We start from the raw sequence: 19,215 nt of genomic DNA on the forward strand, positions 1-19,215 counted from the left end.
GTGTAACTGTATTGTATGTGTAATAAACCATCACTACCGCCGTCCGCTAGACGCTTCCGTTGCTAAAGGTTTGCGGTCGGAACCCATCAAAAATCGATGCCATCCGATCCTCAACCTAGTCTAGGTAATGATAGTAGAAGCCTCCTTTCTCCAACTCCCATATTTGGGGATAAAACTGCATGTTAGAAGCTCATACAGCAAAGTATTATTATTAAACCTCACAAACGTAAACGTCAACGTTTACGTTTGTGTTTATTGAATAGAATAAACCTCTGATTAAGAGAATGGGGTAAATCTTAAGGTGTAGAGGGGTTGTACCATGAAGCAAACCATTTTTTGGTTAATCGTAGCTGTTATACTTTTAATTATATGGTTTTTAGTGAAATAAAAAATTACATATACGATTACGTTAACCACAAAAACTCGGACCTTTTATGCAAGGTCCGAGTTTTTGTCATCAAATTCAAATAGGTTAAGGGTTCTCACCGTATCAGTTTTTCAGCCGTGAGGTATATCCGTTAGCATACCTTATATATGGCTTTAGCCTTCGTTCTGCCCAATCTACCTGTGCTTCACATCCTAAGCCTGTCCGTCTTAACTCGAGTTGACGGGATGGTTTGGGAAACATAGATCCTTCATTCGCATCCTCCGTTGTAAAGTTGAAATTTAACCGAATAAAACTTCCTGCCTTTCACAAAACAAAGTAACGATGAAAAGATCCGCGTCTCCAAAATCTCTAATATTTTTCATACATGGTAACACAAATCCTTATAATTACTTCCAATAAATAATTATCCTCATCGATAATACGTAATGCTAAATATGGAAAATTTTAAATGTATTGTTTACATTACATTTAAAATTTTATATAATACAAATATGTAAGGTACACATTACATAAGAAAGGTTGTTAACGATGAAACAAGGAGTGCGTAATGCTGTAAAAGATTTCAGAAAAGAAAATGGGCTTACTCAGGACCAGTTAGCCGAAAAGATCCTGGTAACTAGGCAAACAATTATTGCCATAGAAAAGCAGCGTTATGAACCTTCCATTGGAACAGCCATTAAATTAGCCAGGGTACTAGGGTGTTCATTAGAAAATTTATTTTGGATTGAAGGAAAGAATTAAACATGAACAAGTACCGCATAGAACCAAATTTATTTTAAAAATGGTAATTCCAGTAGCTGCGATTCATTATCGTGCTATGGGGGCTGATATGCATAAAAAAGCAAAATGGAACAAAGTTAAACTGGAACATGATCAACGTACCCGTGCTAATGCTCACTTCGCTGGATACATTACCTATTGGATGGTGATTGTTTCGCTTTTTACTGGGAGTGTACTTGTTCAACCCTAATATACCTCCTTCATTTCCTCAGCTTGTGCCCTTTACGATTTTAGCCAGTTTCGTATTTCTTTCCAACTTCTAAAAGGTGACTACTTCTTATATAAGGATGCCCCTTATCGGGAAGACTCGAATCTACTTTTTTTATATTTGCAAATAAAATCCTACCTGTACACATTGGACAAAGGTATAAATGGTGAATTTTTTGATCGATTATGGAAAGCCAAGTATAAGAATTTCACAAAAAGTTTACATAAAAATAGGAAACACAAATATTTATTGGTAATACTATTAGATTACTTATTGATGTTCTATCACTGGTTTATCATCAAATTATAGGATTTTTTGTACCTAAAATAAATAATCTACAAGGGATTCCTTAACTGAAATTTCGATAAATTAAGTTTTAAAGTCCTAATTTGTAATTTTTTACACTTATTTAACCTATAAACGCCAAAATTCTGTTATATTTGTCAACGGATAACAATTATCTCAAGCTTGTGGGAGGGAAAACATGGGAATTGTACTGACCTTTATATTACTACTAGGTTTTTCAGCTTTTTTCCTTGGAACCAGAGAAAAGATGAGGAACAAGAAGAATGTTGAAAGCATTCCCGTCCGCGTAAACGTCAACGGTATCCGCGGAAAATCGACAGTTACCCGTTTAATCACGGGAGTTTTACAGAAAACAGGTTATAAGACCGTGGGAAAAACGACAGGAACCGACGCAAGAATGCTGTACTGGTTTGACGGCCAGGAAGAGCCGATCAAACGCAGAATGGAAGGGCCGAACATTGGGGAACAGCGAAAAGTCCTTGAGAAAACAGTACAGCTGAATGCAGACGCACTTGTAAGTGAATGTATGGCCGTTAAGCCGGACTACCAGGTGATTTTCCAGGAAGAACTGCTACAGGCGAACATCGGACTGATCGTCAACGTCCTTGAGGATCACATGGATGTTCTTGGGCCGACTCTTGAAGAAGTAGCCGATTCCTTTGGAAACGCGATCCCATATGACGGCGATTTAATTGTCAATGAAAGTCCTTATGTGACTCACTTTAGAGAGATTGCGGCTGAGCGCAATACGAAGGTGCATGTCTGCGATACATCGCTTGTCTCCGAAGAATTTTTGAAGAAATTTGAGTACATGGTCTTCCCTGAGAACGCGGCACTGGCCTTGTCTGTAGCGGATATCCTAGGTATTGATCATGAGATAGCCCGACAAGGCATGCTGGAAGCCTGGCCAGATCCCGGTGCAATGCAGATTCTGCCGATTGGGGATGAAAGCAATCCAAGCTTCTTAGTCAACGGATTCTCTGCGAATGATCCGACATCCACATTAAACATTTGGGAGCGTGTCAAGCAGCTGAGCTATCCAACAGAAGATCCGGTAGTAATCATGAACTGCCGTTCCGACCGTGTCGACCGCACAGAACAATTTGTCAGCCAGGTTCTACCCTATCTCCCGGCAGAAACATTGGTTTTAATGGGAGAAACGACTTCACCGCTTGTGGATGCCCACAAAAACGGCGCGTTGCCTGTAAAGAACCTCCTTGACTTAGAAGGATATGAAACAGAAGAAATTGTACGAGTCTTAGGTCCTTATTTGTCCGGAAAAACAATTTATGGAATAGGAAACATTCACGGCGGAGCCGAGGATTTAGTGAAACGGCTTGAGCAGAATAAAATAGAAAAAGCTACGGCTTAGAAAGGTGTACACGATGATTATCTTTGATGCTTCAGATGTATATTTATCATTGGTGGCTGGAATCGTTCTCAGTTTATTTTATACAGAAAAAACGGGTGTACTCCCGGCTGGGCTGGTGGTGCCTGGATATATTGCCATGCTGTTTACATTTCCGGTTAGTATTGCAGTACTGTTTATGATCAGTTTCTTAACCTATTTAATTGTAATGAAAGTGATTGCCAGGTTTACGATTCTTTATGGAAGAAGGAAGTTCACCGCGATGCTGACGGTCGGTATTACGCTGACTATCATCTTCGATCTGGTCATTCCTATGTATTCGACACCATCAGTTGTTGAAGGCATGATGGCGATCGGTGTCATTATTCCAGGTTTAATTGCAAATACGATTCAGAAACAGGGCGTGCTGCCGACGACGGCTAGTACGATGCTGTTAAGTGCTCTCACCTTTGGCGTAGTAACCCTAACAAGCTTTATTGGAGGAGGAATTTAAAATGGAAGCAGCATTAAATTATAAAAAAAGAAACAAAGCATCTAAGAAAGAATATAGACTGACGTTTAGCGAATGGATGTTGAAAACGATCAAATTACATAAAAGAAGGACAACGAAAGATGCCACGATCGGTTTTACGTTTACGGTACTTCTCTTTGTAATCGGTATGGTATAGGAAAATGTTAAAAAGAAACCGTATCATTATCATCAGCAGCTTAATTGTCATTCTATCCATATTAGAATAGATGCCGACCTTGAAGACCATGAGAATACCACACATTTCATTGTTGTTGATCAAAATGGCATGATGGTGTCCGTGACGAAGACTTTAAGTAACTCCTTTGGATCGGGGGAGTGTCACGATACAATCTGACCTTGGGACTTCCCCTTTTGACGCACTTTTGGTAGGACTGCTATCCACGTGGGTTTTACGGTAGGAACTTGGGAAACAATCATTGCTTTGATATTAATAGGGTGTAATTCATTTCTAAAAAGACAAAAACCAGAAGTTTTGGGGTTGTTAACAGCATTTATAACGGGGATTAGTATCGATATGTGGCTCTTCTTATTAGAAAATTTGCGCACACCTGAACTATGGTACAGTAAAGTTGTTTACTTTGGAATCGGATTAATTGGGGACCCGTCAGGAAAATGCGGATTTACAACGATAAGGAAATTCCAATATTTAAAAACCCAATTTTCTCCATAAATTTATAGAGAAAATTGGGTTTTTTATTACTTCATTAAAGCGTCCTTTTCTTGAGGATCGTTCACCGATAACTCTGCAGTACAGTTATTGAGGTAGTACCAGCGAAGGTGCAAATCCTACAACTGCATTTTCGATTAAAAATGGGCTCACAGTTGAGCCAAATAAATACAGGCGTTCTATTAGACAAAGCGCCTGATTGCTCAAGAATAAACAGTGAAAATACATTACCTTCCAATTGTGATTTTACTGCAAATGTGTCTCTTATCGTATTTTTTTTAATGCACCATTCCATGCGATTGTTTCATCTAACATGTCATTTACATTGGTTCGACATTAGTCCGGTATATCCTATTTTCCCAACAAAAAACAAACGTAAACGTTGATGTTTACGTTTACTATGGATCTGAAAATTTCTCAATGCAATATAAATACTTTCCATCAAATCACTTATAATACCAACATATGAGCCCGTTAATCACTATCTGTAATTGCTATAAAAATATCTATAGCTGCAACATCTATATCAGTGTATTTTTTTGTGATGGTTTCATTATTGTAAAAGACTACTTGAAGACCACTTTCCATATTAAATGTGGCCGCGGCAATTCTTTTCTCCCCCACAAAGAAATCGCGTGTCATTTCCTTTTGATCGGTAAGATATGATAATGATTTTAAGATCCGTTCAAGGGTAGATTCTGTCACTTCTCTCCCCTCTTTTCCCTAAAATTAAAACTGCAATATTTGTTGAGTAAACACCGGTGGCATTGTGGTTTTGGTCTACAGATTTCTCTAGTAAAGTCAATTACTGCGTAATTATACCTTCGATGATTATCTAAAGGAGTTAACTTATTGGCAAATTCGATAAACCATTTTTTCCGTCTTGTTTCTGAATCTGTAGGGAATCCAAAAAACCTTCCATAAACTCGTACAACATTACTATCAATAATGGTAGCTATTATATTAAGGTGTAGGGACAGAAAGGCGGCAGCTATATATTCTCCTACTCCAGGTAATTTAATTAATTCTTTTTTATTTTTAGGTATTTCCTGTAGAGTTAGAAAATAGGCAAGCTTTTGAAGCAACTCTTCACGCCATTTTAAGCCAAGAGAGTTAAATGTATTGGGAGCTTTATCATCTATATAGTCCTCTGGAGACGGATATTTTTCACAAAATTCCTTGTACACATTAATAACTTGATTTGCATTAGTTCTCTGTAACATTATTTCGGCTGCAAGGGCGTGCCAGTGATTTTCTGTATAGCGCCACGGAAAATCAACAAAGTGATTACTCCCCCAATTAATAAGGTTTAATTGAAAGAACTCTATTTTCTGATTGGATAATTGGGTTAGCATCAAATTTCAGCCCCTTCGTAATTATAGAGCGCATTGTTCTTTTTCACTCACCAGTTGTATAAATTCTTCAATGTTCATTAATTCGCCCTTCTGATTCTGGTTGTACGTTTCATGAATGGGCTTTGGTAGAACAAGCTTCAGTTTTTTCTCACTCATTTCTGACGTTTGGTGTTCACTTATTCCAGGTTCCAGTGTCAATAAATGTTTTGCATCAATCCTTTGAGCTTCCGAAAGTACTTGACGCCACCGGTCTTTGCATGTTGTTTTTACACCAAGCATAGTTAAATAAGGCGCAGGAAAGTTTGGATCATGATAATACTTAATGTCTGGAAAGAGAAAATCTGGTTTCGCTTTGTTTTCAGTGACTTTATTATAAGAAAATTTAAGGTTATGAACGTTAAACAGTTCATTTAAGTGGTTTTCAAGGGCATATCCTACCCGTGATTTTCGAGTATTATGTACACTAAGAGAAAAACTTATAAACTTATCAACGTCTATTTTCTCGGTACGATACAATTTCTCTAATTCCTGTTCAACAAGGTGTTTTTCCAATTGCCTGAACATTTTCTCCTCGAAGTCCATCCATTTTAGCAATGTACCATCAGGATCCTCGAGTGGCGAAACAGCAGCTACTGACCTCCTTGCGAGCTCTGAAAATACCTTTGTTTTCGGAAAACCTTTTTTAAGATATGGAGCAATGACTTGGTCAATAAATTCGGTATCGACTTCTTCGATTTGAATTTCTAATTCTTCCAAAATAGATCTGACCAGAATATTAACCTCAGTATCATTATGGTCTTCTATGTTTTTTATATTGTAAGAAGTAAACCCTATCTCTTCCGAAATACCAAACAACCATATTAACTGATTTTCATAAGTACTGTGAGCTTCGCAAACAATAAGGTCAATTTTTCCACCCGGTCTCTGGGTTACAATTAATAAGTCGCTCTCTCTAGAACTACTCATAACAATATTTTCTGTAAAGTAAAGTCGATATTCTGGTGATCTATGAGCTTGATTAGCTCTGGAATCATACCATGTAACTGTGCTTTGTTCGGAAAAAACTTCTGTTTCGACGCCACCTCCAAATTTAATAAACCGTACTGGATAATCCTTTAACTTTTCTCTACCCAGGATATCACGAAGCCCTTTGTTGCCATTAAGCTCATGTTGGTTTGATTTACTGGGGTCAACCTCAACTTGTCTTAAACGCTTCACAGCAACCTTTTCAAAGTAATGGGAAAGGTACCCTTGTTTCATCCTCAATCACCCTTTATTTTATTAACGATAGTTTTGATCCTCTAAAGCATTTACACTCTATAGGCCCCGCGTTAGAAATGTTACAAAGACAGGGTAATCGCTTACGACTTTACTTTCTCTTTGTTAAAGTGTAAGTTGTTCACCAACTGTTCTGCAATTGCTGTTACGAGTGGTACTGTGACGGAGTTACCAAATTGTTTATAAGCCTGTGTATCAGATACAGGAATCTCAAAGGTTTCAGGGAACCCTTGTAATCTTGCACATTCTTTTGGAGTTAGTCTTCTGGGATTCTTTCCTTTTTGAGGAATTAATATCTCGGAACCATCTTTATAATAACGTGCGCTCAAAGTGCGAGTAATCCCATCCAGGTTTACTTTCCCAAAACCAAAACCATTACCTTTTTCCCTGTGCTTTTTGGCGTAGGATTGAAGATAATCCCATAGTTTATCTGATAAAGTGTACTTATCGTCAACCTCTTTCTCAAGAATATCTCTAACTTTATGGTTTGGCTCGGGAAGGGGTAGAGACTCCAGTGGATCTTCCGCTTGAATATCTTCAAGGATTCCTACAATGAAAATTCGCTCTCTATGTTGCGGGACAAAATGATGTCCATCCAAGATTCTTGAATTAACTTTGTATCCAAGCTCCTCAAGTGTTTTACAAATAATTTGAAACGTTTTGCCTTTATCATGACTTCGTAAATTCTTAACATTTTCCAATAAAAAAGCTTTTGGCTTTTTCTCTTTAATGATTCTTGCAATATCAAAAAATAGAGTACCCTGAGTTTTATCAAGAAACCCATCCTCTTTCCCCAGACTGCGCTTCTTAGAAACACCGGCAATCGAAAAAGGTTGACATGGAAATCCTGCTACCAGGATATCATGATCAGGAATGTCACTTTCTTTTACTTTAGCAATATCTCCCTCAGGTACTTCTCCAAAGTTTCCAAAATAGGTCTTCTTGCAAAATTTATCTATTTCGGAGGTGAATACACATCGACCACCTGCTGCTTCAAATGCTATGCGCATTCCTCCAATACCTGCAAATAAATCTATAAACGTAAAGGAATGTGTATCGAGGTTTAATTCAGATTGATAATATAATTCGTTGTTTAAAGCCTTCGTTACGAATTCTTGCATGGTTATCCCCTTGTCTTTTGATGTCTTTCTCAATTTAGTGTGAAGATTCTCTTCAAGCTTTATATGTATTTGTCTTTGATTTGCCATTGTGCTTCTCCCCTTCTCCCGGGAACATTTATATACCTAGAATATACCAGAGTTAAGATTTTAACAAGAGATTCGATCGTTCTAAAAACGTTCGTTTTTGATACTGAGCATCTCAAGGAGAAAATTTGTTCCTATATCCTTGAGTTTCAAAATCCGTATCAAAAACAAAGTTCTAAAATGCACAGTAAATAACCCTTTTGATAACAGATAAGTAGCGAATTTCAAAGGTTTTGGGTATGGAGGGCTATGAAGTTTATTATAATTAAAAACTAACGACTACTACTTTTTACATATTCATCAAAGAAAGAAGCTTGTATTTTTTTAACTATAATAGATAACTGATTCAATGTATCATACAGGTCTTTGTTATTAACCATAGGAGGTGTTCTTTTATAAAGTTTTATGTAGTCAAAGAAGTTCCTTAAAACTTTATATGTTGCTGGACTAGTATGAATAGCTTTTTCTATCATATCCTGTTCACTTTTTACAATATTTTCTATGACTTTGTCATAATTATTTTTAATTAAAAGCATTTGCTTTTGTTCTTCAATCAATCCTAGTATTGCATTTAAATTCAGCTCTTTTTTAGGAAATTCATCTATAATTTTTTCTTTTGTTTGATTTTTAATTGTTAGTTGGACACCGATTAAAGTTATAATACCACCAATGACGCCGCCCAAATAGCTCCCAAAGAAAGAAATCCAATCGTTCACATCCCCAATTACATGCTTACTTGGTTGTCTTGCAATAAAATTAAAGATAACGGGAATATTAATCACTAAAACAATACCCAGAGCTAATAATAGTTTATTTAAATATTTTTTTTTGAAAAACATAATTTTATCTTTTTTGTCTTGATATTTTGATTCTTTTTCTATTATCTCACGAGTTAATTCTTGTTTTTTTGGTGGGGTTCCACCTTTCTTATATCCTAATAACTTAGCACCCTCTTTTCCAAATTTCATTACTACTGGTAAACGCTCTAGGTCAGTATTGATTTTTTCTATATCATTTTTTTTTGTTAATTTTGATAAGATTTTCTTTATTAGAGAATCCAATTCCCGCCCCCCAAATATTAACCATCTTATGTGAATTATCATTTGTATTGTATTTTCTCACAGTTGTTTTTTCGTTTTAGAAAATGGGCCCCTTCAGTTTTTAGCAATTGGACGATACAACGGTTCCGTATAAAGACTATTACTTAAATAAGGACGACTTGTTTTAACAAGCACGTCCTTATATGTAGTAATCTATGGATTGCTTATTTTCAGAACATATCCTAATTACAAGGTTAAATATGATGAAACTTCTTTTTTAAAAATAGTAGCTAATAAGTAGATTGCCTTTCTTGTGCTTGTGTTTCTACTGATGGCATTTCTCCTATACTCCCTAGGAAAGAATAATATTGTTGTTCATCGTTTCTTCGTATTGCTTCTAATATAATTTTAGCATTCTTTTTAAACTCTGGTATGTCTATTGGTTTTAACAATCTATCAGGTTGTTCTTCCCCGTGAGAGAATTCATTGTTAATTCTATTAAGGAATCCTTTAATTTCGATTTTGTCTTCAAAAAAAGCCTGAATTCTTTTATCATTACTCATATTAAAATCTGGATACTTGAAAAACATATAGGTTTCTAAAAATTTACGTGCTATATTAGGAAAGTTATAAAAGGATTGGTAATTGTAATCAGATTCTTTTTCATTTGCAACTTTGTATATTTGATGAAAGAGATAAATAAATTCAGTAGAGTACGACTGCAAATAATCAGGCATTTTCTTAAGCGAACCAGTAGCTTTGTAGTGGCTGTTAATGCTTTTTTCAATGAAGTAGTATTTATTTTTATAATTTTTGTTGTTAGTAGGAGTAGATAATTTTCGAAGATACTTCAAAAAATCTAAATTGTGGGTAGAGACAAATACTTGCTTATATTTATTTTTGGCTATTTCAGAATCCAGTAAGCTAAAAACATAAAATATATGATTACTATCCAAACTACTGATTGGATCATCTATAAAAATAGAGTATTCTTCAATATTTGTTATGTCCTTAAGAGTGGCTAGAAAATAACAAAATGATATTAAACTCTGTTCCCCTTCACTTAAATTTTTTGCTTTAGTATTGTTTCTCATAATTGTAAACTGTGTCAACTTTTCATCTTCATTTGCCTTTTTGTCAATAGCTAAATATAACTCATGATGGCCCAAAAAAGTTCTTAAGTAGTAATTCACCTGTTTTACTGACTTTTCCTCGTCTTTCATGGAGTCTTCTAGCTCTATTATATTTTGTCTAATTTCCCTTTCTTTAGCCTCTAAATGTTTTTTTTCTGTCTGTGTGTTATTAAGTTTATTCTTCATATTACTAATGTTAGATAACCTTTTATCATAATCAATTAATTTTGCAAAATGGTAAATATGATTTGACCTTAACAGAGATCTTGCTTCATCCTGTTTTGATGAAAACTCTAGTGTATATGTGTTGTTGTTTTGAATTAGGTTAGATAATTCTCTATGTATGTTATCTATTCTTGAAGACACTTCATCATTCATATCAATTACATGTGACTTAGAAAAAATATTATTTCTTCTTTCTTTAAGTTGCGCGTATATTGTTTGTAAACTAGAAACAGAAAGATTCTTAACTTCTTCTAGGCGTTTTTCTATTCTTATAAGATCTTCTTGATATATTGAATAAAAGCTACCTTCTTTATAGGGAAGTTTATAATTTTCGACATGATCTAATTGAGTTTCAATGTTTCGCATTAGGTTTTCTAATTTTTTTGTAAATACCTCAACCTGTTTAGTAAAATGTCTATCAAGCTCATTCCATCTATTCTCGTCAAGGTTGTTTCCGCAGAAAGCACATTTTCCCCTTTCATCTTTATGAAGTTCGATCCCTACCTTTACCCACTCTTGCAGCTCACCATTTTCTGAAAGTTCTTGAATAATTCTACTAGGTTGAACCTCAATGGATAAGGCCTCATTTGCTTCTTGTAATAATTTTATGTAATTCAAGTCAATTTTAGGAACGTTGCCAATTTTCTCTTTGACATCTTCTTTTAATGTGTTTTCCAATTCCTTTATTTTTACTTCGTCAAGAACTTCAGCAGTAGGTAGTTCACTTTCTATATCCCTGATATCATACTTTCTTTTTTTACCTACAGCAAATAGCAATGAATTGTTCCTGATCTCACTAGCTTTTTCTTTTAACATCTTTTTTAAATCATCCTCTAAATCCGAGAGGTTCCTTTTTGTGTCATAGAATCTTTTTCTTACACCACCACTATCAATCCCCCCCAATTCCATTCTAATTTCTTCCAAAGTTACTTCTTCTTGTTCAATTTTCTCCTTAGCGACAACATTTTCTTCACCTAGGATAGTGAATGGCATTATTCCCCTGTCATCATCATATAAGAAGTTTAGGTTATCTTTCTTAAAATCAGAATTATAAACCCTGATTTTTAAAGGATTATCTGACAAGGTCAAATTAGATATTTCTTCTTCGCCGTTAAAAGTTACACAGTATTCTCCATCTTTAAAATCACTATGGTGTTGCCTTTTTTCTAAACATCTAAATATTCTTGATAAGGTTGTCTTTCCCGAATAATTTCTTCCGTAAATAATATTCCTCGCACCAAATTCCCCCTCTGGTTTTTGGTTAAAATGTTCACCCCATTTATAATTTTCATAAACCCCAAATTTTGTTATATCTAGCTTATTAATCATACCTTCACCCCTAAGATAAAAATTTCCTTCATGACAAGTTTCTATATAATTATATTAAATTCCTTTATATACCTATTTTGACAGATTGTTAATCAACTATATGCACTACATAAGAATTCAAATTAAACGCACTTCTCTTTAAGTTCATTCTTAATAGAATAAATCGTATTACGAGAAAGATCTGTCTTTCGGTGAATGTTCATCACGGATTCTTTTTGATAAAGCAAGCGAACCACTTCATCATAAATCACTTTATCTTTTCCTTTAGCCCCCGCATGATATCGTTTCTTCCCCCCCTTATACGTACCGTTCTTTTTGGCAATTTCGATCCCCTCACGCTGCCGTTCTTTAATCATTTTCCTTTCAAATTCTGCTGTTGCTGAGAAAATGGAGACAATTAAATCACTGTATGGATTATCCTCCCTTGTATCAATTCGTTCTTTTAACGTGACTAGTCCTGCTTTCTTTTCACGTAATTCTTGAATCACTTGTAGAATATGAATCTGCGATCTTCCAAACCTTGTTAGATCATGACATACTACTACATCTTTTTTTCTGATTTGCTGCAGCAGCTTTTCAAATTCTGGCCTAGCCATAACTCCACTTTCTTTTTCAACCACAATGTCTTCACATCCATAAGCATCTAATTCGTTTATCTGACGATCTAAATTTTGTTCACTGGAACTTACCCTGGCATACCCAAATATCATCAATTTACCCCCTATCGATTGAACAACCCTAAATGAACATTTTATACCTTGATATTACAGCATTTTATTTTGTGTGTACAGGGTGTACTCAGATTGAACAACTTGAGTAATAGGAGAGAAGGAAGGATTGTAACAATTTTGATTTATCAGAGAAGATCACAAAATTTGTTAAGTTTAATTGGATTGGGGGGGGTATAAATTTCCGGGATTAATGTTTCACTTTGTGAAGGTGGCTAATTATATTTTGTGGAAGAATTTTAATTATGACATTTTATCAGGAATATTGTCTTTAGCCTTAATATTCTGAAAATATATTTACAAAATAGGAAAAAAGAAATATTATAGTAATATAAAATATGTCAAACGGGAACATTTCCTTTATAAAATACATAAATAAACAATTTACCATCAACATGCTGATGGTAACTAGTCACCTAGGATATGAGGTGAAAAATAAAATACACAGAAACAATTTTCATATATAATTTAATTTCAAATTCAACCTGGAGGGTTCAGTATGCTATATAATCTAAATCATCTTTCGAAAATAAAAGGGGACCAACACAACAATACGGATGATTTATGCCTTGTTAAGGAAATTCAAAGTTGGATTTCGCAATTTCAGGATGAAAATTTATCTATAACAGCTAGAGAAAAAGCTTTTCATAAAATTATTGATTTAACAAACCTTTTGGTCAATTAACCATGCTCCCCTCCTAACAAAAAGAAGACCCGAGTTTAGGGTCTTTTGAAGGAGCGGTAACGTTCTTGAGGGTCTATATTTTGTGATCGATAAAAAGCTTCTATATTATTAAGTGTTTAAATAAACTTTCGGTTTAAAGACCAATATTCTTCCTTGAGTGTTTGTTTTGAAGCTCTTCTCTTGAATTGGTAGGCAGAATTTTGAAAGCTTTCATGCTGATCAAGCAAAAAATAATCAGTTAGAAACTTGGGTTCTACTACCATCGCTTTTGTTTCTTCCAATAATATTAAACATAGTTTTATGTCTCCTATTTTTTCCTCCGATAGTGCAATAAGATGTTTCAAATGTGATTGAGAAACTCCCCTAACTACTCCTTCTTTTCTTAACCTTTTAGAGGCCTCAATTGCCACTTTCTTAGAAAAAAATAAGGGGATAACATTACCCTCCATTCTAAGACAATTACCGTTCACCCCCTGTTCATAACTTGAAGCCTTCTCCATAATTGTCCAGAATGGTTCCCCCATGACAGATTCGTCAGGTATCGTTTTCTCTATCCATTCATCTCTACTTTTCATAAATATGTTTCTCCCTTTACTATATAAAATAATTGGATGACAGTTCTAAATTTGACTGTTTCTCAGAGCGTCTATGTTGCAATATTTATTAGAGATTATACTGTTCACTTTCTAATACAGGTAGTGTTCATAATAGGTGTGATACAGACTATTTTTTTTCTAGCAAGGAAGGTGAACATGGCGAAAATCAGCCTCCCTACTTCACGCCTTTTGTAATTAGGATAGACAAGTAAACAGGTTATGTAATTGCGTTTTACTGCTTGCCTACTCATAATATGCAAATTTTGATTAAAGAACTCGTATAAATTCAATAGCTGATCCAACTCTTGGCTACATTTAACAGCCTCTTTACTTGTGAATCCCTTTTCCAAAGCTAACTTAATCATTTTCTGTCTTTTTTTATTTATATACTGCAATAAACTTTCTTCTACCTTCTTCAAAATATAAAATCCTCCTGTTTTCTTGAGATAACATGAAATATATTATGGAGGGATTTAGTTTTAATTGAAATAGCTTAGACAACACTAGTCAAGACTAGACAAAATCAGATCATAGAAAATTCCTGAAAATACATAGAAGTAATTTTAAAAGAGGAATTCTACCTGAACGGAATAATTAAATTTGCCTCCCGGCCGCACCGCACGAACCGAAATTCAAAAGATCAAGACGAAGAGGATAGCAGGCCTACGCCTGCTTTTTATTATGGTTATTTTTCCTTTTGCACTCCGAATCGTAAAACAGCACAAATCTTCTAACCTTCCAGCAGGTAGGACACCCGAACCTTTCCTGCTGGAAGCTAAGAAGATTAAAAAACCGTCAATACACTTTCACGGCATAGCCTTCGCTTTCGCTACGGTATTCCATGATGTATGGACGGTTTTTTATGTGTGTTTTGAGATTCTCCATAGCAAAAGGGAAAAATAATCCCCCTTTGGGGAACACACTTCGTTTCGGAGTTCCAAAGGAAGGGATCAGGAACCTACGGAATGTTGGCGAAGAATGAGCCTTACATTCCGTGGTTATCGAGCCATTTAGTACCACAGCGACACATACAGAATGACAGGAAGCGTTTTTTGCTTCCTGATCAGTCTGTAGTGCTACCGCCCGATGAAGTATTTTGAACTGGGGTTTTCTTCAAGAAAAACGGAACGGCTTAAGGCGAATTCATTAAGAAATCATATTTAGTCAAAAACCGTCAGAATAAAGAGAAGAAATCTTCTTGCTGTTCTTGTCCCCCATTGGTACGTTTAATGAAAGAGGTGATCGCGTTATGAACGAGCCTTATAATTATGGTTTTTTTGCTAAAGAAGTGGCTTTAAAACTTGATATAAAGTCAAGTACCTTAAGACAATGGGCGTTAGCATTAGAAGAAGAAGGCTATGAATTTCAACGGAATGATAAAGATCAACGCATTTATTATGATCGAGATATTAGCATGTTCTTTGAGTTAAAAAAACTAATCGAAAAAAAAAGAAGTAGACACGACGCGATAAAAGCCGTAGCCAAGCTTTATAGAGACAGAGAAAACGCTGAAAAGACGCTAAGCGTTATTGAGGAAAAACCCGATCATAGCCCGTTTTCTAAAGAAGATGTACAAGACCTTATTAATGAAGCTGTGGAACGTGCCTATCAAAAAGGAAAAAAAGATGGAGAACAAGAAGCTCAAATGCTTTTTAAGAAAATGGATGAACGCTTAGAAGCTCGTGATCGTCGCTTGCTGGATGGCATAAGTCAGAAGGTAGAAAAATTTTTAACAGCTCCACTAGAAACAGCAGCAACGAAAGAAAAGGATGAAGAATGGAGTAAAATGGATGAAAAGCTAACTAAGGTATTGAAAGAAATTGAAGAAATGAGAGAGGCACAGCTACACAAGAAGTGGGGTTGGAAATTTTGGAAATGGTAACGGTAAAAGATAAGTATTAAAAGGTACACCATCCACCTTCATTATATCTCTCAATCAACCTTTCCTGTCGACTGTTTCGTGGGCGTTTTATACCCACAAAACGGTCGCCTGGAAACTCCTCCAGCTAGTTACAACAAACCGTTATCGTCATCTGGGGCGGGGAGTGTAAAGGATGGTGGTGTAGTAGAATTGTCACATCTGTTCGGATTTACATCACAAACTCTCCCAAATCGATCTTGGATGACCGGACGTGTGACCGTAATTGTCGTACGTAAGATGATTTTAAATAAGATCCCCTCTACAAGGTCGATTCCTAAAGGACCTGTAAGTACAGGCACTCCTGGCTGCGTAAAGATGCCTTCAACTTCAAGCGGTGCTTCTTGAACGGTATCTTCTGGACATGCTCCAGGGAAATCTGTGTGTTCTTGGAAAGGAATGGTAGTAGATAGTGTTACAGGAAGCTCTATACCAGCAATTGTAATGGTTATGGTCGCTGGGATTAGCCCAATATTTACGACTTTGTCTCGAATGACTCTTACGTTTTGAGTAATCGCATCTGTGTTAGGAACAACGTTTATAGATACAATATCTTCTAATACACCTAACCCTTCAAAAACAGTGAGTGGTAATGTAACCTCTGCCACTTTCTGTACAGATTTTGTACCTACAAGTGAGTTAACTAATACACAATCGTTTGTTAAATGAGCTGTTTTCGGAGCAGCACTTTTACTATTACAACTGCAAGTAGAGGAACATGATGCAGCGTCTTCATGACATGGTTCTGGTTTACATTTCTTTTTTCGTTTTTTTGATTTTTTCGGCAATTTCCCTGGTACTTCAATTCTTTTGTTACAATTTTTGTTTCCCATTATTATTGATCACCCTTATTTTAAGTTTGTCATACAATAAAGAATTCTATCTATTTTATTACCTACAAAATTAATTGTGTAGGCTCAAAGTTTGTATTTGAATATTTATAAGTCAGAAGGTAGAAAAGTTTTTAACAGCGCCACAAGAAACAGCAGCTACGAAAGAAAAGGATAAAGAATGGAGTAAAATGGATGCAAAGCTTACTAAGGTACTGAAAGAACTTGAAGAAATGAGAGAGGCACAGCTACATAAGAGGTGGGTTTGGAAATTTTGGAAATGGTAAAAGTCGAAAAAAGCAGTCCCACATTGGGAACTGCTTTTTTTATGGTTTAGAATTATTAGATTGTTTTATAAGCTCTAGTATTGCTTGTAATGGTACCTGGGGGTTGTCAACATTGTTTTGTTGGCTGCTTTCTTTGTGTGTTGTAGCTGCTGTCTCTTTAGTAAACAAATGATCAGCTAATTTAAGCTTCATTTCTTTTATTTCTTGAGGGGATTCATCTTCATAATTTTGTAAGTATGGATTGATTGACTGAATCTTCATTTGTACACTTCGGTTGTATCTAGCTTCTCTTTTATGATCGCCGGCTTGTTTAGCAGAATAGGTTACGAGAGCACCAATACCTAGTGTTATTGAAAGTTTTTTGATGATTTCTATCCACGTAAATGTTGTGGGGTTTTCAATAAAAAATTCAGAAGCGAAGAACACCCAAACTGAATACAAAATTAATGCCCCGAATCCCCCTATAGTTATTTTAGTCCACATTTTCCTTGCGTTATCTTCATCATTAGCTGCTTTATTAAACTCTCCACTTATTGTTTTGTCTGTCACAAACTCAAACAGTTCATTTAGATCACTTTCTTTTATCTTTAAGCTTTCTTTTGTCTCCTTTATTCGTTCATCAACATCATCCATTAGTTCTCCTAGTTCTTCTGTATAAGCATTTCTTTCTTCTTTTAAGATTTTCTCTTTTTCTTCGGTGAAAAGGTCTTTTTGAGTGATTAATAGTTCATTAATTTGTTCAGGGAGTTTTTCTTTTAAAGTTCTAATTTCTTTTTCATAGCTTGTTAGCTTTTCTATTAATTCTGTGGTTTCATTTTCTAACGAGGTCTTTAATTCAGATACTCTTCCCCCTTCATCTAACACATTTGCCCGGTGTTGACTAATTGAACGTTTCACAATGTGTATATGCTCTCTAAATTGCTCAAGATCATCAATTGATTGAGGGATTGAGACGTGTTGTGTAAACTTTAGAATTTTATCGCAATTTGCATTTGCCTCAGTTAGATTTCCAATTTGATTATTACCTTTATAGCCGTTTAGTTGAGTATACATTTTGTCATTAATGGCTTTAACAGAATCGAAGGGTGTTAGGATAAAATCAGCTGAATTCATTTTGCTTTCAAGAACGTCTAAAACTAATTTAATTCGCTCCAAGCGGTCTAAAGCGTCTTCTTGGATCTCAAGTTCTTTTTCCTTTTCGATAAGTTCTATTATCTCTTTATTTCGAGTGATAGTGGAGGTAATATCAAGGTCTTCAATTCTTTTTATGTAAGTCTCCATAATAGTTAATCCTCTCTATTTCTAATTACTCAAAATTATAACAAAGTGCCATTATTTGGTCAGTAACTTGTCAAACCTCTAATTGAGGTAGTACCAACATTTTACCGTAAAACTCACGCTAAGCTATTTTTTAACATAAAAACCCCAGAATTCTGTACGCCAACGAATTCTGGGGTTGCCTCTCAAATGTTTAGAAGTCTTAATGCTTTTGTCATATTAGGGAGAGAACCTTCTTCATCACTATTTAAGTTAATCTTTATTTTGTTCACTATTAGGCATTATTACTTCAATTTCTTTATAGTTACTTACAATATCAGTAGATAATTGTTCACTTGTTTGATTGAAAGTCATTAAAGAACCACTTGGTTTAATGGCTAACTCTTTATATTCTTCTGACATGGTATATAACTCAACTACTTTATCATAAACTTTCTCATAATCTGCTGGTGGCGTATTTAATTCCTTTATTTTCGTTTGAATTGATTCTGAACTTGATTCTATCTCTTCTATTTGTCCATTAGAAGAATAGTATTCTCCTAAGCCTGATATAACCTTATTAAAATCATCAGCAATAACGTTAGTAGTCCCAAACCCCGTAGTTTCAAAATAATCTTTGGCCTGACTTTCACTTATATCCAATCTTTCCGTGACATCACTTATATATAAATTATTTTTAATCGCTGAACTCCACATATAGGAATAAGTATTAACCATTTCTTCTGCTCTTGTTGAGTTTGAAATTATATCCTCAGCAACTTGAGTTAACTCTTCATGGTAATTTAGCTCAGTATCTTCTGCTTCGGCACCAGTTCCAACGTCACTGCAGGCAACTAATAATAAAGTGCTGAAAATAAAGACAAACATAAAAATGTGCTTCATTTACCTACCATACCCCCCAAAATCAATTTCTATATACTCTTCATAAAACCGATGATAGCCCCTATAACTGCCGGAAAAATAATATCTTCCATCCCCCCAATCCCTTTTTAATATTTATTTACAATAATTATACAATAAATTAGAAGTGATTTTATGCAAAAAAAAGACTGAGCATAGGCGAACACTTCACCTAAAA

The 19,215-nt window shown here is 35.1% G+C and carries 20 protein-coding genes and 1 pseudogene; 9 read left to right on the forward strand and 12 right to left on the reverse strand.

The genetic code is table 11. From position 1 onward, the window contains the following. Positions 1 to 916: 916 nt before the first annotated feature. From LF822_RS22185 to LF822_RS22215, 7 genes and pseudogenes are all read left to right on the forward strand, one after another. Positions 917 to 1,129 carry a helix-turn-helix transcriptional regulator gene (locus tag LF822_RS22185; protein WP_253926270.1) on the forward strand — a complete coding sequence of 71 codons (213 nt, stop codon included), beginning with the start codon at positions 917 to 919 and terminating at the stop codon, positions 1,127 to 1,129. Beyond that, positions 1,113 to 1,358, forward strand: coding sequence for a hypothetical protein (locus LF822_RS22190; RefSeq protein WP_253926271.1), 246 nt, complete (start codon positions 1,113 to 1,115; stop codon positions 1,356 to 1,358). Before LF822_RS22185 ends, LF822_RS22190 begins: the two co-directional genes overlap by 17 nt. A gap of 502 nt (positions 1,359 to 1,860) precedes the next feature. Beyond that, a complete protein-coding gene (pgsB, locus tag LF822_RS22195; RefSeq protein WP_256522688.1) occupies positions 1,861 to 3,054 on the forward strand; it encodes a poly-gamma-glutamate synthase PgsB in 1,194 nt (397 codons plus the stop codon). A 13-nt stretch (positions 3,055 to 3,067) separates the two neighbouring features. Next, positions 3,068 to 3,544 (forward strand): poly-gamma-glutamate biosynthesis protein PgsC, encoded by a 477-nt coding sequence (gene pgsC, locus LF822_RS22200; protein WP_253926272.1) that lies wholly within the window; start codon positions 3,068 to 3,070, stop codon positions 3,542 to 3,544. A gap of 1 nt (position 3,545) precedes the next feature. Beyond that, entirely contained in the window at positions 3,546 to 3,719 is a 174-nt protein-coding gene (locus tag LF822_RS22205) for a hypothetical protein (protein ID WP_253926273.1), read from the forward strand. 66 nt (positions 3,720 to 3,785) lie between these two features. Next, positions 3,786 to 3,917: a gamma-glutamyltransferase gene (locus LF822_RS22210; protein WP_483867095.1), complete on the forward strand. Its 132-nt coding sequence runs from the start codon at positions 3,786 to 3,788 to the stop codon at positions 3,915 to 3,917. Further along, positions 3,886 to 4,250 (forward strand): annotated as a pseudogene (locus LF822_RS22215) (DUF6198 family protein); the annotation flags it as partial. The gene LF822_RS22210 and the pseudogene LF822_RS22215, both read left to right, overlap by 32 nt. Positions 4,251 to 4,724: 474 nt before the next feature. On the opposite strand, the gene LF822_RS22220 reads toward LF822_RS22215, so the two are convergent. The 7 genes from LF822_RS22220 to LF822_RS22250 all read right to left on the reverse strand — a co-directional run bounded on the left by LF822_RS22220 (position 4,725) and on the right by LF822_RS22250 (position 12,525). Beyond that, positions 4,725 to 4,955, reverse strand: a complete 231-nt coding sequence (locus LF822_RS22220) for a hypothetical protein (protein WP_253926274.1) — start codon at positions 4,953 to 4,955, stop codon at positions 4,725 to 4,727. Continuing rightward, on the reverse strand, positions 4,952 to 5,605 hold the full coding sequence (locus LF822_RS22225; protein WP_253926275.1) for an HhH-GPD family protein: 654 nt from the start codon (positions 5,603 to 5,605) through the stop codon (positions 4,952 to 4,954). The genes LF822_RS22220 and LF822_RS22225 overlap by 4 nt, the downstream gene beginning before the upstream one ends. Before the next feature lie 21 nt (positions 5,606 to 5,626). Then, a complete protein-coding gene (locus tag LF822_RS22230) occupies positions 5,627 to 6,823 on the reverse strand; it encodes a type II restriction endonuclease (protein ID WP_253926276.1) in 1,197 nt (398 codons plus the stop codon). A gap of 143 nt (positions 6,824 to 6,966) precedes the next feature. Next, entirely contained in the window at positions 6,967 to 8,091 is a 1,125-nt protein-coding gene (gene dcm / locus LF822_RS22235) for a DNA (cytosine-5-)-methyltransferase (RefSeq protein WP_253926277.1), read from the reverse strand. Positions 8,092 to 8,360: 269 nt separating this feature from the next. Continuing rightward, the gene (locus LF822_RS22240) at positions 8,361 to 9,149 is read right to left on the reverse strand and encodes a hypothetical protein (RefSeq protein ID WP_253926278.1); all 789 of its coding nucleotides are present in this window, start codon (positions 9,147 to 9,149) and stop codon (positions 8,361 to 8,363) included. A 269-nt stretch (positions 9,150 to 9,418) separates the two neighbouring features. Further along, positions 9,419 to 11,815, reverse strand: coding sequence for an AAA family ATPase (locus LF822_RS22245; protein ID WP_253926279.1), 2,397 nt, complete (start codon positions 11,813 to 11,815; stop codon positions 9,419 to 9,421). A 122-nt stretch (positions 11,816 to 11,937) separates the two neighbouring features. After that, a complete protein-coding gene (locus tag LF822_RS22250) occupies positions 11,938 to 12,525 on the reverse strand; it encodes a recombinase family protein (protein WP_253926280.1) in 588 nt (195 codons plus the stop codon). Between the two features lie 517 nt (positions 12,526 to 13,042). Between LF822_RS22250 and LF822_RS22255 the strand changes: the two genes are divergently transcribed. Next, a complete protein-coding gene (locus LF822_RS22255) occupies positions 13,043 to 13,228 on the forward strand; it encodes a hypothetical protein (RefSeq protein WP_253926281.1) in 186 nt (61 codons plus the stop codon). Positions 13,229 to 13,344: 116 nt separating this feature from the next. On the opposite strand, the gene LF822_RS22260 is transcribed toward LF822_RS22255, so the two are convergent. Next, positions 13,345 to 13,803, reverse strand: a complete 459-nt coding sequence (locus tag LF822_RS22260) for a hypothetical protein (protein ID WP_253926282.1) — start codon at positions 13,801 to 13,803, stop codon at positions 13,345 to 13,347. 104 nt (positions 13,804 to 13,907) lie between these two features. Next, on the reverse strand, positions 13,908 to 14,243 hold the full coding sequence (locus tag LF822_RS23225) for a Spo0E family sporulation regulatory protein-aspartic acid phosphatase (RefSeq protein WP_371925993.1): 336 nt from the start codon (positions 14,241 to 14,243) through the stop codon (positions 13,908 to 13,910). A gap of 830 nt (positions 14,244 to 15,073) precedes the next feature. Here LF822_RS23225 and LF822_RS22270 point away from each other — a divergent pair. Then, a complete protein-coding gene (locus LF822_RS22270) occupies positions 15,074 to 15,706 on the forward strand; it encodes a MerR family transcriptional regulator (RefSeq protein ID WP_253926283.1) in 633 nt (210 codons plus the stop codon). A 128-nt stretch (positions 15,707 to 15,834) separates the two neighbouring features. On the opposite strand, the gene LF822_RS22275 is transcribed toward LF822_RS22270, so the two are convergent. The 3 genes from LF822_RS22275 to LF822_RS22285 all read right to left on the reverse strand — a co-directional run bounded on the left by LF822_RS22275 (position 15,835) and on the right by LF822_RS22285 (position 19,019). Next, positions 15,835 to 16,575 carry a hypothetical protein gene (locus LF822_RS22275; RefSeq protein ID WP_253926284.1) on the reverse strand — a complete coding sequence of 247 codons (741 nt, stop codon included), beginning with the start codon at positions 16,573 to 16,575 and terminating at the stop codon, positions 15,835 to 15,837. A 323-nt stretch (positions 16,576 to 16,898) separates the two neighbouring features. Further along, on the reverse strand, positions 16,899 to 18,140 hold the full coding sequence (locus LF822_RS22280) for an AAA family ATPase (protein WP_253926285.1): 1,242 nt from the start codon (positions 18,138 to 18,140) through the stop codon (positions 16,899 to 16,901). 249 nt (positions 18,141 to 18,389) lie between these two features. Continuing rightward, positions 18,390 to 19,019 (reverse strand): hypothetical protein, encoded by a 630-nt coding sequence (locus tag LF822_RS22285; RefSeq protein WP_253926286.1) that lies wholly within the window; start codon positions 19,017 to 19,019, stop codon positions 18,390 to 18,392. Positions 19,020 to 19,215: the final 196 nt, after the last annotated feature.

The sequence above is a fragment of the Halobacillus sp. A5 genome (assembly GCF_024189315.1).
Lineage (GTDB): Bacteria > Bacillota > Bacilli > Bacillales > Halobacillaceae > Halobacillus_A.

Coding starts and splice junctions, on each gene's coding strand:
- LF822_RS22270 (WP_253926283.1), top strand. CDS start 15,074: ATGAACGAGCCTTATAATTATGGTTTTTTTGCTAAAGAAGTGGCTTTA.
- LF822_RS22245 (WP_253926279.1), bottom strand. CDS start 11,815: ATGATTAATAAGCTAGATATAACAAAATTTGGGGTTTATGAAAATTAT.
- LF822_RS22260 (WP_253926282.1), bottom strand. CDS start 13,803: ATGAAAAGTAGAGATGAATGGATAGAGAAAACGATACCTGACGAATCT.
- pgsB (WP_256522688.1), top strand. CDS start 1,861: ATGGGAATTGTACTGACCTTTATATTACTACTAGGTTTTTCAGCTTTT.
- LF822_RS22275 (WP_253926284.1), bottom strand. CDS start 16,575: ATGGGAAACAAAAATTGTAACAAAAGAATTGAAGTACCAGGGAAATTG.
- LF822_RS22285 (WP_253926286.1), bottom strand. CDS start 19,019: ATGAAGCACATTTTTATGTTTGTCTTTATTTTCAGCACTTTATTATTA.
- LF822_RS22205 (WP_253926273.1), top strand. CDS start 3,546: ATGGAAGCAGCATTAAATTATAAAAAAAGAAACAAAGCATCTAAGAAA.
- LF822_RS22225 (WP_253926275.1), bottom strand. CDS start 5,605: ATGCTAACCCAATTATCCAATCAGAAAATAGAGTTCTTTCAATTAAAC.
- LF822_RS22185 (WP_253926270.1), top strand. CDS start 917: ATGAAACAAGGAGTGCGTAATGCTGTAAAAGATTTCAGAAAAGAAAAT.
- dcm (WP_253926277.1), bottom strand. CDS start 8,091: ATGGCAAATCAAAGACAAATACATATAAAGCTTGAAGAGAATCTTCAC.
- LF822_RS22250 (WP_253926280.1), bottom strand. CDS start 12,525: ATGATATTTGGGTATGCCAGGGTAAGTTCCAGTGAACAAAATTTAGAT.
- pgsC (WP_253926272.1), top strand. CDS start 3,068: ATGATTATCTTTGATGCTTCAGATGTATATTTATCATTGGTGGCTGGA.
- LF822_RS22280 (WP_253926285.1), bottom strand. CDS start 18,140: ATGGAGACTTACATAAAAAGAATTGAAGACCTTGATATTACCTCCACT.
- LF822_RS22255 (WP_253926281.1), top strand. CDS start 13,043: ATGCTATATAATCTAAATCATCTTTCGAAAATAAAAGGGGACCAACAC.